The organism is Haloleucobacter albus (assembly GCF_052492075.1).
In genome coordinates, this window is the sequence record NZ_JBQWAS010000028.1 from 73582 (window position 1) to 86885 (window position 13304).

10 protein-coding genes and 1 riboswitch are annotated in these 13304 nt (G+C 61.9%); of the genes, 1 reads left to right on the forward strand and 9 read right to left on the reverse strand.

Going from position 1 to position 13304, the window contains the following annotated elements:
• From ACT6QH_RS10310 to leuS, 6 genes are all read right to left on the reverse strand, one after another.
• On the reverse strand, positions 1 to 783 hold the full coding sequence (locus tag ACT6QH_RS10310; RefSeq protein WP_444975139.1) for a thiazole synthase: 783 nt from the start codon (positions 781 to 783) through the stop codon (positions 1 to 3).
• Positions 784 to 887: 104 nt separating this feature from the next.
• Entirely contained in the window at positions 888 to 1094 is a 207-nt protein-coding gene (gene thiS / locus ACT6QH_RS10315) for a sulfur carrier protein ThiS (protein WP_444974743.1), read from the reverse strand.
• 17 nt (positions 1095 to 1111) lie between these two features.
• Positions 1112 to 2350, reverse strand: coding sequence for a glycine oxidase ThiO (thiO, locus tag ACT6QH_RS10320; RefSeq protein ID WP_444974744.1), 1239 nt, complete (start codon positions 2348 to 2350; stop codon positions 1112 to 1114).
• A riboswitch (TPP riboswitch) is annotated at positions 2341 to 2436 on the reverse strand. Its footprint overlaps the gene before it by 10 nt.
• A 125-nt stretch (positions 2437 to 2561) precedes the next feature.
• Entirely contained in the window at positions 2562 to 3590 is a 1029-nt protein-coding gene (holA, locus tag ACT6QH_RS10325) for a DNA polymerase III subunit delta (RefSeq protein ID WP_444974745.1), read from the reverse strand.
• A gap of 3 nt (positions 3591 to 3593) precedes the next feature.
• Positions 3594 to 4226 (reverse strand): hypothetical protein, encoded by a 633-nt coding sequence (locus ACT6QH_RS10330; RefSeq protein ID WP_444974746.1) that lies wholly within the window; start codon positions 4224 to 4226, stop codon positions 3594 to 3596.
• Positions 4213 to 6858 (reverse strand): leucine--tRNA ligase, encoded by a 2646-nt coding sequence (gene leuS / locus ACT6QH_RS10335; RefSeq protein WP_444974747.1) that lies wholly within the window; start codon positions 6856 to 6858, stop codon positions 4213 to 4215. The genes ACT6QH_RS10330 and leuS overlap by 14 nt, the downstream gene beginning before the upstream one ends.
• 187 nt (positions 6859 to 7045) lie before the next feature.
• Between leuS and ACT6QH_RS10340 the strand changes: the two genes are divergently transcribed.
• The gene (locus ACT6QH_RS10340) at positions 7046 to 8461 is read left to right on the forward strand and encodes a sodium:proton antiporter (protein ID WP_444974748.1); all 1416 of its coding nucleotides are present in this window, start codon (positions 7046 to 7048) and stop codon (positions 8459 to 8461) included.
• Between the two features lie 161 nt (positions 8462 to 8622).
• Here the strand turns inward: ACT6QH_RS10340 and ACT6QH_RS10345 are convergent, their stop codons facing one another.
• The 3 genes from ACT6QH_RS10345 to ACT6QH_RS10355 all read right to left on the reverse strand — a co-directional run bounded on the left by ACT6QH_RS10345 (position 8623) and on the right by ACT6QH_RS10355 (position 12964).
• The gene (locus ACT6QH_RS10345; RefSeq protein WP_444974749.1) at positions 8623 to 9867 is read right to left on the reverse strand and encodes a saccharopine dehydrogenase family protein; all 1245 of its coding nucleotides are present in this window, start codon (positions 9865 to 9867) and stop codon (positions 8623 to 8625) included.
• 47 nt (positions 9868 to 9914) lie between these two features.
• Positions 9915 to 11009: a carboxynorspermidine decarboxylase gene (gene nspC, locus ACT6QH_RS10350; RefSeq protein ID WP_444974750.1), complete on the reverse strand. Its 1095-nt coding sequence runs from the start codon at positions 11007 to 11009 to the stop codon at positions 9915 to 9917.
• 689 nt (positions 11010 to 11698) lie between these two features.
• Positions 11699 to 12964, reverse strand: coding sequence for a Glu/Leu/Phe/Val family dehydrogenase (locus tag ACT6QH_RS10355; RefSeq protein ID WP_444975140.1), 1266 nt, complete (start codon positions 12962 to 12964; stop codon positions 11699 to 11701).
• Between the last annotated feature and the right edge of the window lie 340 nt (positions 12965 to 13304).

Genomic DNA, 13304 nt, shown 5'->3' on the forward strand with positions numbered 1-13304 from the left:
TCAGCCGCCGATCAGGCCAAATTCCGGGCTGGAAGCTTCAGCATGAAGCTTTCTGGGAATACGCCCGGACAGGCGCGCCAGCCGCCCGCCTTCCACCGCGTAGCGAAAGGCCCGCGCCATGCGCACCGGGTCCAACGCCTTGGAAACGGCGGTGTTCAGCAGCACAGCCGAGCATCCCAGTTCCATGGCCAGCGCCGCATCGGAAGCCGTGCCCAGGCCCGCATCCAGTACCACCGGCACCGGCGAGCGCGAGCAGATCAGTTCGATCATGTGCGGATTGGCAATGCCGAGACCAGAGCCAATCATGGAGCCCAGCGGCATCACTGTGGCTGCGCCCAGATCCGCCAGCTTCTGGCAGGTCACCGGGTCATCATTACAATAGGGCAGCACCACAAAGCTGCGGTTCACCAGCTCTTCCGTGGCCTTCAGCAGCTCTTCCACATTGGGATAGAGCAATTCGCGATCACCGATGACCTCCAGCTTCACCCAATCCGTTTCCAGCGCCTCACGGGCGAGCTCGGCAGTGAGGATGGCGTCTTTCGCCGTCTGGCAACCGGCAGTATTGGGCAGAATATGCACCCGGTCGGTCAGCAGATCCGTCAGGCTTTCCTCATAGCCGGAAAGCGAGATACGCCGGATGGAGGCCGTGGCCATTTCCGAGCCGGAAGCCTCCAGCGAATCCAGAAACACCTGCTGGTTGGGATAACCCGCCGTGCCCAGAAACAGGCGCGAACGGAAACTGCGCCCTGCAATCACCAGCAGGTCATCCTGAGGGGCCGCCATGGACGGCACGCTGGAGGGGTGAGAGGTTGAAAGCGTGTTCACGTCACTCTTGCCTTATCTGATGGGGGCGGATCATCGGGGAAAGTAATGGGGCGCGGCGCCCTTCACCCCCCCTGCCGGGCGGTGATGATTTCCACCGTATCGCTATCGGCCAGAATGGTCTGCGCCCAGTTGCGACGCGGCACCACGGCTCCATTGAGCGCCACGGCGATGCCCTTGCGTTCCGGTTCGATCTGCTGCGACTGCAACAGATCAGCCACGGTCTTCACCGCGAGTTGGATCTCTTCGCCATTCACCTTCAGCGACAGCATCTTCTTCTCCTGCCCACTCATTCTGCTGCGACACGCGGATGGAAGCGCGCAGCGGCGAAGGGCGCGGCGACCTCATCCATCCGCCCTTCCAGAACCAGACGGGCAATGACCCGCGCTGTAACGGGCAACAGCAAAAGGCCATTGCGATGGTGGCCCGTGGCATAGATCAGCCCGTCCACCTCATCGCTCGACCCCAGAATGGGCGCATCATCCCGGCTGCCCGGCCGGAAGCCGACCCATTGCTCGATGATCGGCAGCTCCTCAATAGTGGGCAAAGCGCGCCAGGCATTGGTGAGCAGCGCCAACTGGCCACCGGCCGTGATCTGCGTATCGAAGCCCTTTTCCTCGGTGGTTGCCCCCAGAATGAGGCGGCCACTGCGGCGCGGCGCCAGGTAGATACCCGGCCCCCACAACACATGGTTCAGCAGCGGAGCGGCCGGGTCCATCTGCACGGCGGCCATCTGCCCCTTTACAGGGCGCACCGGCAACCGCTTTGCGGGCGTGATCTCCACGCCCCGGCTCCAAGCGCCAGCCGCCAGAATGACAATATCCGCCGGCACATGGCGTTCTCCGGCCTCCGCCGTGCCCGCCACCACGCCAGTGACACGCCCACCCACCGTTTCCACGCGGGAAACCGGGCAATGCTCATGCAGGGCGACACCGGCGCGGACAATGGCCAGCTTCAGCGCTTCCACCACCTTGCGATTGTCGACCTGATGATCCTCCGCCGTGAGAATCGCGCCCGAAAGCTGGGTGGCCAGATGCGGCTCCAGCCGGCGCGCCTGCGCCGGGCTCAGCCATTCCACCGGCAGGCCGAGAGATGTTTGCAGGGCGAAGAGATGGCGCAGCCGCGCCCCATCATCCGCCGTAATGCCGATGGTGATGGTGCCTTCCGTGCGCAGATCCACACTCTGGCCGGCATCCGCCTCCAGCTCGGCCGCGAAGGCCGGCCACAGCGCCTGGCTGGCCCGGTTGAGGCCGAGAAGCGCATCCTCCCCCGGCTCTGCCTCCGCACAGGCGGCCAGCATGCCGGCAGCAGCATGGCTGGCCCCAAGGCCGGCGATACCGGCATCGAACAGCTCCACCGCGCAACCGGCCTTCGCCAGCAACCAGCCAATGGAAAGCCCCATGACACCGGCACCCACCACCGCCACGCGCGGTTGCGCGCCAGCTACAGGCGATGCGGACGAAGAAGAATCAGATGTGGACGAGATGAAATTGGAAGACATGGAACCGGACGACAAGCCCTTGCTCATCGGCACCTCCCTACGCTGGCATGATCCAGACAGGTTCAATGGGTATGTTCTCAGCCGCATGGAGAGCGGCACCCCAGGCCAGCCTGTACTATCTCACGCACACAGGAAGGCGGCAAGAGGAGGTCGCAAGAGGAGGCGCAAGAGGAGGCGGCAAGAGGTGGGCACACGAGGAGCAAGGCGCACAGTGCCCAGCCGCGGTGTCCCCGCAAGCTCATCTGCGCCGGCGAGCCGCCTGCTGGGCCACCTGCAACACCACACGTTCACAGATGGAAGGGGCAAGCGGCGCATTGCGACGACCGGAAAGGATCGCCTCATCCACCGCCAGCATCAGCTTCGCGCAGCGGTCTGCGCTCAGCACGCGCAGGGCTTTCTCCAGTTTGGGCTTGCGGGAAAAATGCACCATGGGGCGGGCCTTTTCTACCGCCCGCTCCGGCGGCAGGCCGGCTTCCACCTGTAGGGCCATCTGATGCAAGCTGGAAAGACCACGCAGCAACGCACCCAGCACCGCATCCGGCCGGGTGGCGGCCCCAAACGCCTTGGCCAGCGCCTTCACCGCGCCGGCGGCATTCCCGGAAAGTGCGCAATCCACCACATCATCCAGCGCCAGCGCCGAAGCATCGCCCACAATGGTGCGCACATCCTCCACACTGACCCGGCCCGTGCCTGCCGCATAGAGAGTGAGTTTGGCGATTTCCCCACGCGAGGCCATCCGGTCCCCGCCGATCAGGGACACCAGCAGCTCCTTCGCATCCCGATCAATGGAAAGGCCGGCCTCGGCCATCATCGTATCGACAAGCCGGGCCAGATCGCGCTGGGTATCGGCATAGCAGGCAATGGCCAGCGCATTGGGAGAACCTTCGCACAGGCTGCGCAAGGCAGCTCCACGCTTGAGATCTCCGGCTTCCACCACCACCAGCGCCCCGGCCGGGCCTTCCAGCACCGGCTTGAGAGCCGGCACGATATTTCGGGAACCCGCGCGCACGCGAATGACACGCTCGCCCCCGAACAGGCCGATGGTGCTGGTTTCATCAATCAGGCGCTGGGGGTCGGCAGACAGCTCATCCCCCTCCAGCCGCACAAGGGCGAAGGGGTCGCTGGCATCCGGCACCGCCGCCTTCACCACGGCATCGGCGCGCTCACGCACCAGCCCGGTATCCGGGCCAAACAGCAAAATGACGCTCTTGCCCGGATCCCGCCGGGAGAGGGCCGTTTCGGCATCTCCCGGCCGCACCGCCACCATGGCTTATTTGCCCGGTGCCGCAGGCTGACCCGCTGAACGGATGAAATGCGCGAGCAGCTGTGTACGGATATCGGCGACGATTTCCTGAGAGGCCCGCCGTTCAGCATCCTTGGCAGCGCTGTAATTGGCGAAGCGCTGATAGCTGGTGTCGATCGTGGCGGAGCCCTTGGACTTGCCCTTCGCCACCTTCGTCTTTTTCGGATCGCCCTTGCGCACCAAGGTCCAGTCCGCTTCCACGCGGATGATCTCGTTATCCGGCAGGCCGGATTTCTTGTTCACCAGCGCCGTGCTTTTGCTCAGTTTGGTCTTGATGAGCAACTGATAGGCTGCATGCGCCGGATTACCCGCGCCGCCGTTGAAATCATAAATCAGATCATTGCGCAGCACATGGCCGAGGCTGCCATTGATGGGCATTACCTCCACGCTGCTCAGCTGCTCGCGCAGGCCCGGCCCGCCATCCGGCGTGCTGGCGGCATACATGGGCTGGAAACAACCGGCCAGCGCCGCCGAGGCGAGCCCGACAAAAGTCAGGCGCGCGGCGACCACCCACCCCGCCGCGTGCCGGGCACGCATGCGGGAAAAGGCACGGGGCGCCGGGCAGGCGGCGCCATTGGGGGCAGTGTCAGGCAACGACATTCACGATCCTCTGCGGCACCACGATGACCCGCTTGGGCGCACGCCCTTCCAGCACACGCTGCACGGCTTCCAGCTTCAGCACCGCGGCTTCGATCTCAGCCGGGGTCGCCTCACGCGGGACAACAATATCATCCCGCTTCTTACCATTGATCTGCACCGGAAGGGTCACGGAATCGTTCTGCAACAGCGCATCTTCCACTACGGGCCAGCCGGCTTCCGCCACCAGCCCCTCATGGCCAAGATGCTTCCAGCACTCCTCCGCCAGATGCGGGATCATCGGCGCCACCACACAGGTGAGCATTTCACCCGCCTCGCGCAGGGCAAAGGCGAGATCGGCGGGCACCGTGTCCACCTTGCGGGCCTGTGCGATGGCCGAGCCAAACACATTGGCAAATTCATGCACATGCGCCACGGCCACATTGAAGCGCAGGCGCTCCACATCCTCGGCCACGGTAGACACCAGCCCATGGGTGGCCCGGCGCAGGTTCAGCGCCACATCGCCGAACGCCTCGGGCTTTGCCGTGCCGGCAGACGCGCCATATTCGATGGCCTCATTCACCAGACGCCACACGCGCTGCACAAAGCGCCATGCACCCTCAATGCCGCTCTGGGTCCACTCACTGTCGCGCTCGGGCGGCGTATCAGAGAGCATGAACCAGCGGGCGCAATCCACGCCATAGGTATCGGCCACCACTTCCGGGGCCACCACATTGCGCTTGGACTTGGACATCTTCTCCGGCGGCAGAACCGTCACCGGCGTGCCATCGGCAATCTTCACCGCCCGGCCATCGGCCTCGCGCTTCACCTCTTCGGGGAAGAGCCAGCGGCCATCCTGATCCTTGTAGGATTCATGGACGATCATGCCCTGAGTGAACAGGCCGGCGAAGGGCTCCGCCACATCCACGCGCCCGCAGGCCTTCAGCGCACGGGTAAAGAAGCGCGAATAGAGCAGATGAAGAATGGCATGCTCAATGCCGCCAATATACTGATCCACCGGCAGCCAGTGGGCCACGGCCGCCTTGTCCAGCGGCTTTTCCACATTGTCCGATGCATAGCGCAGATAATACCAGGACGAATCCACGAAGGTATCCATCGTGTCCGTCTCGCGCCGGGCCGGCTTGCCGCATTTGGGGCAGGCCACATCGCGCCAGGCCGCCGCCCGGTCCAGCGGATTGCCGGGACGATCGAAGGTCACATCCTCCGGCAGCGTCACCGGCAGCTGATCGCGCGGCACACCCACCGGGCCACAGCTTTCGCAATGGATGATCGGAATCGGGCAGCCCCAATAGCGCTGGCGGGAGACACCCCAGTCACGCAGGCGGAAATTCACCTTGCGCGTGCCCTGCGGCTCACGCCCCACGCGGAAGCGCTCCAGCTGGCGCGCCACGGCTTCCTTCGCGTCCGGCACGCTCATGCCATCCATGAAGCCGGAATTGAACAACGCACCATCGCCATCATAGGCTTCATCGCCAATGGCGAAGGTCTCCGGGTCGGCATCCGGCGGCAGCACCACCGGCACCACCGGCAGCTTGTATTTGCGGGCGAAATCGAGGTCGCGCTGATCGTGGGCCGGGCAACCGAAGATAGCGCCGGTGCCGTAATCCATCAGCACGAAATTGGCGACATAAACCGGCACGGTGCGTTCGGCATCCAGCGGATGCACCACCTTCAGGCCGGTATAGAAGCCCAGCTTTTCCTGGGTCTCGATTTCCTCGGCGGAGGTCCCGCCCTTCTTGCATTCGGCAATGAAGGCGGCGAGTTCCTCATTATCCTGCGCCAGCTGGCGCGCCAGCGGATGATCCGGCGAAAGCGCCAGGAAGGATGCGCCGAACAGCGTATCGGGCCGCGTGGTGTAAACCTTGACCGCGCCAACGCCTTCCGGCGCACAACCGCGCACGAACTCGAACAGCACTTCCATGCCTTCCGAGCGGCCGATCCAGTTGCGCTGCATCAGGCGCACCTTTTCAGGCCAGCGCTCCAGCGTATCCAGCCCGTCAAGCAGTTCCTGAGCAAAATCGGTGATGCGCAGGAACCATTGCGAGAGCTTGCGCCGCTCCACCAGAGCGCCCGAGCGCCAGCCGCGCCCGTCAATCACCTGCTCATTGGCGAGCACGGTATTGTCGACCGGGTCCCAGTTGACCTCGCTTTCCTTGCGATAGGCCAGGCCATGATCGAGAAAATCGAGGAAGATACGCTGCTGCTCCACATAATAGCTGGGGTCGCAGGTCGCGATCTCGCGATTCCAGTCCAGCGAGAGGCCCAGAAGCTGGAGCTGCTCGCGCATGGAGGCGATGTTCTCATAGGTCCATTCGCGCGGATGGATGCCCCGTTCAATGGCGGCATTTTCCGCCGGCAGGCCAAAGGCGTCCCACCCCATGGGGTGCAACACATTGAAGCCCTTCATGCGCTTGTAGCGCGCCAGCACGTCGCCCATCACATAATTGCGGCCGTGCCCGATATGAATGCGCCCCGAAGGATAGGGGAACATTTCCATTACATAGAATTTCGGGCGCGGGTCATCATTGCGGGTGCGGAAGGTGCCCTTCTCTGCCCACGCTTTCTGCCAGCGCGGCTCGACTTCACGGGCGTTATAGCGGTCGGAGCCCTGCTCCACGGTGCGATCGTCTGTCATGGTGCCGTCAAAGGGTCGGAATGTGGCGGGGACTAGGGCAGAAACCGGCGCGCGGGTCAACCACCAGAGGGGCCAAGGTCTGGTTTTCCTTGCCTCATGCCATGCCATCGTCCATCAAACGGGGGCACAGCTAAACAGGGGAACCTCGATGGATGTACCACAGTGGAAGCACTCTGCTGCGACCGCGATGGCCAGCATAGTGCTTGCAACAACACTCTTTTTTCCTGCTGCCGCCTGGGCCGCAGATGGCGTGCCCGCACTGAGCGGGGCGACTCTTTCACCCCTGTGGGCCATTCCATTTGTTGGCATTCTTCTGTCCATCGCGCTGTTTCCACTGCTCGCCCCCCAGTTCTGGCACCATCATTATGGCAAGGTCGCGCTGTTCTGGGCCCTCGCCTTCGTGGTGCCCTTCGTGGCGCAATATGGTGCCGGAGCAACCACGCATGAAGTGATGCACACGGCATTGCTGGAATATATTCCCTTCATCATCCTGCTCTATGCGCTGTTCACCGTTTCTGGCGGCATTCTGGTATCCGGCAATCTGCATGGCAGCCCGGTCATGAATACGGGCCTTCTGGCGCTGGGCACGGTGCTGGCCAGCATTATCGGCACCACCGGCGCATCCATGGTGCTCATCCGCCCGCTGCTGCGCGCCAATGATAACCGGCGCTATAATGTGCACACGGTGGTGTTCTTCATCTTTCTGGTCTCGAATATTGGCGGCTCGCTGACCCCGCTGGGTGACCCACCACTGTTTCTGGGCTTCCTGAAGGGGGTCGACTTCTTCTGGACCACAACGAATCTGCTGCATGACACCTTGTTGGTGGCGGGCATTCTGCTCGTGTGCTTCTATCTTCTGGATCGGTATTTCTACGCGCGGGAAGAGGGCCTGAAGCCCGTGCCCGACCGCACCCCCGATACAGACAGCATCAGCGTGCGCGGCCTGCGCAACCTGCCGCTTCTGGGCGGCATTATTGGCGCCATTCTGCTCAGCGCCCTGTGGAAGCCCGGAATCAGCTTCAAGATTCTCGGCACCCATATGGAGATTCAATGGGTTGTGCGTGATGTGCTGTTGGTGGCGATGGCGCTGATCTCCCTGGCCATCACCCCCAAGATCATCCGCGAGCGGAACGGCTTTGACTGGGAGCCGATTCTCGAAGTCGCCAAGCTGTTCGCCGCCATTTTCCTCACCATCATTCCCGTCATTGCCATTTTGCGGGCCGGCTCGGAGGGCGCATTCTCCGGGCTGGTGCAACTGGTGACAGGGCCAAATGGCGAGCCGGTGAATGTGTGGTATTTCTGGCTGACAGGCACCCTTTCCGGCTTCCTCGACAATGCCCCCACCTATCTGGTCTTCTTCAATCTGGCCGGGGGTGACGCCCACCAGCTCATGAACCAGATGGCGGTGACGCTGGAGGCGATCTCGGCTGGCGCGGTGTTCATGGGCGCGCTGACCTATATCGGCAATGCGCCAAACTTCATGGTGCTGTCCATTGCCCGCCATCGCGGCGTGAAAATGCCGAGTTTCTTCGGGTACATGGCCTGGTCCGGCGTCTTCCTGCTGCCCTGTTTCGCGCTCATCACCTTCCTCTATTTCCTGTGAGGATGAGAGCGCACTGAAGCGCAGATAACCCAAAACCTGAAACGCCGCGCCCAGACGGGTGCGGCGTTTTCATTTACCGGATACGAACCATGGACGAGGCATGAAAAAGCCGGGCCAGAAACCGGGCCCGGCTCAATCTCAAATGAAGTCAGACGCTGCGATCAGGCATCAAAGCTGATCGCGCGGTCACCCTCTTCATCCTTGATGCGCGTGGGCAGGCCCATCACATTCAGCAGACCAAGGAAGGGATGCGCCGGCAGCTCTTCCACATTCGCCATGGTCTTCACATCCCACTTGCCATTGGCGACAAGAAGCGCCGCGGCAACCGGCGGCACGCCGGCGGTGTAGGAAATGCCCTGGCTGCCCACTTCGGCATAAGCCTCTGCGTGATCCGCCACATTGTAGATGAAGACTTCACGCGGCTTCCCGTCCTTCGTGCCCTTCACCACATCACCAATGCAGGTCTTGCCGGTGTAATCCGGCGCAAGCGAGGACGGGTCCGGCAGCAGGGCCTTCACCACCTTCAGCGGCACCACTTCCTGCCCATTGTGCAGGCGCACCGGCTGCTCGGACAGAAGGCCGAGATTGTTCAGCACGGTGAACACATTGATGTAATGATCGCCAAATCCCATCCAGAAACGGATGTCCGGCACATCGAGATTCTTCGAGAGCGAATGGATCTCGTCATGGCCGGTCATGTAGGCGGTTTGGGTGCCGACCACCGGCAGATCCCATTCCTTGCGGATTTCGAACATCTTGTTCTTGGTCCACTGGCTGTTCTGCCAGGACCAGACACGGCCGGTGAATTCGCGGAAATTGATCTCCGGGTCGAAATTGGTCGCAAAATAGCGACCATGACTGCCAGCATTGATATCCACGATATCAATGGATTCGATCTTGTCGAAATAATCATCCTTGGCGAGGCGCGCAAAGGCATTCACCACGCCGGGGTCGAAACCGGCCCCCAGAATGGCGGTGACGCCGGCCTTGGCGCACTCCTCACGGCGCGGCCACTCATAGTTGCCATACCATGGCGGATCTTCGCAGATCTTGAGCGGGTCTTCATGGATGGCGGTGTCGATATAGGCCGCGCCCGTAGTGATGCAGGCCGAGAGCACCGACATGTTGAGGAAGGCCGAGCCGACATTGATGACGATCTGACAGCCCGTCTCGCGGATAAGGGCGGAGGTGGCCTCCACATCCAGCGCATTCAGCGCATGGGCTTCCAGCTTGCCCTCAACCTTGAGGCTCCCCTTCTCCTGGATGGAGCGGATGATCTCCTCGCACTTCGCGAGGGTCCGCGAAGCGATATGGATATCGCCCAGCACATCATTGTGCTGCGCGCATTTATGGGCCACCACTTGACCCACGCCACCGGCGCCGATGATCAGGATATTCCTCTTCATTTGGGCCAGGGCCTCCTTTTCAGATGCAAGAGAGAGAAGGGTGAACCTCAGGAGAGGTTCGATGAAAAATCCTCATAGGTGAATTCGCGCACCAGGCGCTCTGTTCCATCCAGCTCGCGCACGGCGATGGAAGGCATTTTCACCCCGTTGAACCAGTTCTTCTTCACCATGGTGTAGCCGGCCGCATCCTGAATGGAGAGGCGGTCTCCGGTGCGCAGCTCATGGGGAAAGGCGAACTCGCCAAACACATCGCCCGCCAGGCAAGACTTGCCACAGATCATGTAATTGTGCGGGCCTACATTAGGCAGCATCTTCGCGCTTTCACGATAGATCAGAAGATCCAGCATGTGCGCCTCGACTGAGCTATCAACAATAGCCAGTTTCTTGCCATTATACAGCGTATCCAGCACCGTCACTTCCAGCGTGGTGCTTTTGGTGATGGCCGCCTCGCCGGGCTCCAGATAGATTTGCACGCCGTATTTTTCGGAGAAGGCTTTCAGCCGATCGCAGAAAGCGTCCAGATCATAGCCCTCTCCGGTGAAGTGAATGCCGCCGCCAAGGCTGATCCACTGCGCCTTGCCAAACAGCGCGCCGAACTTCTCCTCAATCTGGCCCAGCACCTCATCGAACAATTCGAAGCTGCTGTTCTCGCAATTATTATGGATCATATAGCCCGTGACCTGATCGGCCACCGCCGCCACTTTCTGAGCATCCCACTCCCCCAGCCGGGAGAAGGGGCGCGCCGGGTCCGCCAGATCGAAGCCCGATGTACTCACGCCGGGGTTCAGCCGCAGGCCGCGGGCAATCGCCCCGGTGCGATCAGCAAAACGCTCCAGTTGGCCAATGGAATTGAAGATGATCTTGTCGGCATGGCCGACCACTTCATCAATTTCGTGATCCGCATAGGCAACACTGTAGGCGTGGGTTTCCCCGCCGAACTTCTCGCGGCCCAGCCGCACCTCATAAAGCGAGGAAGACGTGGTGCCCGCCATATAATCGCGCATCAGATCGAACACGCACCAGGTGGCAAAGCATTTCAGCGCCAGCAGCGCCTTTGCGCCCGAGCGCTCCTGTACCTGGCGGATGATGTCCATGTTCCGCTGCAAGGCACTCTTGTCGATCAAATAGTAGGGCGTTTGCATCTTCGGGCGTTCCTGCTGTTCCCGCCATGCGACCACCCGTGTGGCCGGAACGGAAACACTGCCAGATGTTGAGAAAATTCATGTGACGCGCGCGGCAAACATGACGGCATGTTGCCAGCCACGCGCATGGCCCTGCGCTTCAGGGGCGCAAAGTGGCTAAAGCTGCCACAAGCTCTGCACCGGCGCGGCATGCTGCAATGGCAGACATGCGGCGCCCGGATCTATGCCTTGAAAGGGCTGGCCACCGGCCAGGCCGAAACGAAGCCGCGATGGAGGCCGGAACCCGCAGGTGCGGGCGCGGCGAAGGCGCGGTTCTTTCGTTCCAGAAAACAGAAACCTTCCGCCCACGCATTCAGCGCGCACGCAGCAAAAGTGTCTTCCGTTTGGGTGGCATCCAGTCTGACTGAGCCCATCCCCAATTGGAAGAGGGCGTCGCAAGACATGGCGTCCTCCCCAACCAGCAGATGTACCTGTAAAAGCGCGTCAGAACCCAAATGAGCCTGAGAGAATGCGCTGGCAGGTCAAGGCGCTCTTATATCAGCCTGTGGCCGGAATACAATATCACAAAGCTGCGTTTCGCCGGAAACATCGAACACAGCCCGCAATGACATGAAGGCGCACACGGCCGGGCCGGTGCGCCTTCAGGTTTTTCGTGTCATTCAGGCGGACGCAGAAGCGCGCCCATCCTTTCAGCTGACGAAGAAGTTCTGCGTGCCGTGAGCCTCAATGGCCTCGGCCAGGCGACCCAGCGCATGCACATAGGCGGCGGTGCGCATGGTCACATTTTTCTCACGAGAAACATCCCAGATGGCCCGCCCCTCACGCTCGGTGATGGTGCGCAGGCGATCATGAATTTCTTCCACGGACCAGTAATAGCCCTGACGGTTTTGCACCCACTCGAAATAGGAGACCGTCACGCCGCCGGCATTGGCCAGAATATCCGGCAGCACGACCACGCCCTTCTTGGCCAGAATTTCATCCGCCTCGGGGGTCACGGGGCCGTTGGCCAGCTCCAGCACCAGCTTGGCCTGCACGCTTTCGGCATTCTTGGCGTGGATCATGTTTTCCAGCGCCGCCGGCACCAGCAGGTCGCAATCCACACTCACCAACTCGGAATGGGAGATCAGCTCATGGCCACCCTTGCCGGCCGTGCTGGTGACGGAAAGACCATTGGCCTTGGCCTCCAGCAGCATGTCAACATGCAACCCTTCAGGCGAATAGACCATGCCGGCGGAATCCGACACCGCGACGATCTTGTGGCCATCGCCCGCCAGCAGGCTGGCAATGTGCTGGCCGGCATTTCCGAAGCCCTGCACCGCCACGCGCATGGTCTTGCTCAGGCCCAGATCCTCGGCCAGATGGCGCACCAGATAGAAGCCACCGCGCGCCGTGGCATCGCCACGACCCAGAGAACCGCCCAAGGCAATGGGCTTGCCGGTGATAACGGCCGGCTCGGCGCGCCCGACAATCTGCGCATATTCATCGGCCATCCAGCCCATGATCATGGCGTTGGTATAGACATCCGGCGCGGGAATATCGCGATCCGGGCCAATGATGCGGGCGAAAGCCTGCATATAGGCGCGGGAAAGACGCTCCAGCTCAGCCTTGGAGAGCTGGCGGGGGTCCACCTGCACGGCGCCCTTGCCGCCGCCATACGGCAGGTTCATCACCGCGCACTTGAAGGTCATCCAGAAGGCCAGCGTCTCCACTTCATCATCCGTCGCATCGGGATGGAAGCGAATGCCGCCCTTGGTGGGGCCGCGGGTGTCATCATAGCGGCAGCGCCAGGCGAGGAACGATTTGCGAGACCCGTCATCCATGCGGATCATCAGCCGCACCTTGGTGGTCTCACGCGGGAATTTGAGCTTCTCGATCACATCCGGATCAATGGTGAGATGAGAGGCAGCCTCATCCAACCGGACGAGTGCGTTATCGAGAAGGCCGTCTTCCTGCATCATATCTCCGTCAGTTCCGCTATGGTGGAATTTGGGCAGAACAGAACGGGAAGGAAGTCTGGCGTCAAGATGGCGCCCCGTACGCAGAAGGTATCATGGAACCGCAAGCACCCAAGCACGGGCCTTATGGGAGATATTCCGCCGCGGCGCAAGACGCCCTTGTGTGCCCGGCTGAACTTGTTGCCTCCGCCCCCTCCGCAAAACATGACATACCGCAAGGGAAAGCAGGCAAACCCTTTGAAAAGGCTTGCAGGCTGTGCACAGCCCGGCGGTGCGATCCCCCCTTCAGCGGCCTCTTCAACACGAGGCCGCACGAGCCCCTACGAAGGTCCATACAGGC

Excerpts from the sequence above, each read along its gene's own strand:
- thiS (WP_444974743.1), bottom strand. The coding sequence starts at position 1,094 with ATGCTGTCGCTGAAGGTGAATGGCGAAGAGATCCAACTCGCGGTGAAG.
- ACT6QH_RS10330 (WP_444974746.1), bottom strand. The coding sequence starts at position 4,226 with ATGTCGTTGCCTGACACTGCCCCCAATGGCGCCGCCTGCCCGGCGCCC.
- holA (WP_444974745.1), bottom strand. The coding sequence starts at position 3,590 with ATGGTGGCGGTGCGGCCGGGAGATGCCGAAACGGCCCTCTCCCGGCGG.
- nspC (WP_444974750.1), bottom strand. The coding sequence starts at position 11,009 with ATGCAAACGCCCTACTATTTGATCGACAAGAGTGCCTTGCAGCGGAAC.
- leuS (WP_444974747.1), bottom strand. The coding sequence starts at position 6,858 with ATGACAGACGATCGCACCGTGGAGCAGGGCTCCGACCGCTATAACGCC.
- ACT6QH_RS10355 (WP_444975140.1), bottom strand. The coding sequence starts at position 12,964 with ATGCAGGAAGACGGCCTTCTCGATAACGCACTCGTCCGGTTGGATGAG.
- ACT6QH_RS10310 (WP_444975139.1), bottom strand. The coding sequence starts at position 783 with ATGGCGGCCCCTCAGGATGACCTGCTGGTGATTGCAGGGCGCAGTTTC.
- ACT6QH_RS10345 (WP_444974749.1), bottom strand. The coding sequence starts at position 9,867 with ATGAAGAGGAATATCCTGATCATCGGCGCCGGTGGCGTGGGTCAAGTG.
- thiO (WP_444974744.1), bottom strand. The coding sequence starts at position 2,350 with ATGAGCAAGGGCTTGTCGTCCGGTTCCATGTCTTCCAATTTCATCTCG.
- ACT6QH_RS10340 (WP_444974748.1), top strand. The coding sequence starts at position 7,046 with ATGGCCAGCATAGTGCTTGCAACAACACTCTTTTTTCCTGCTGCCGCC.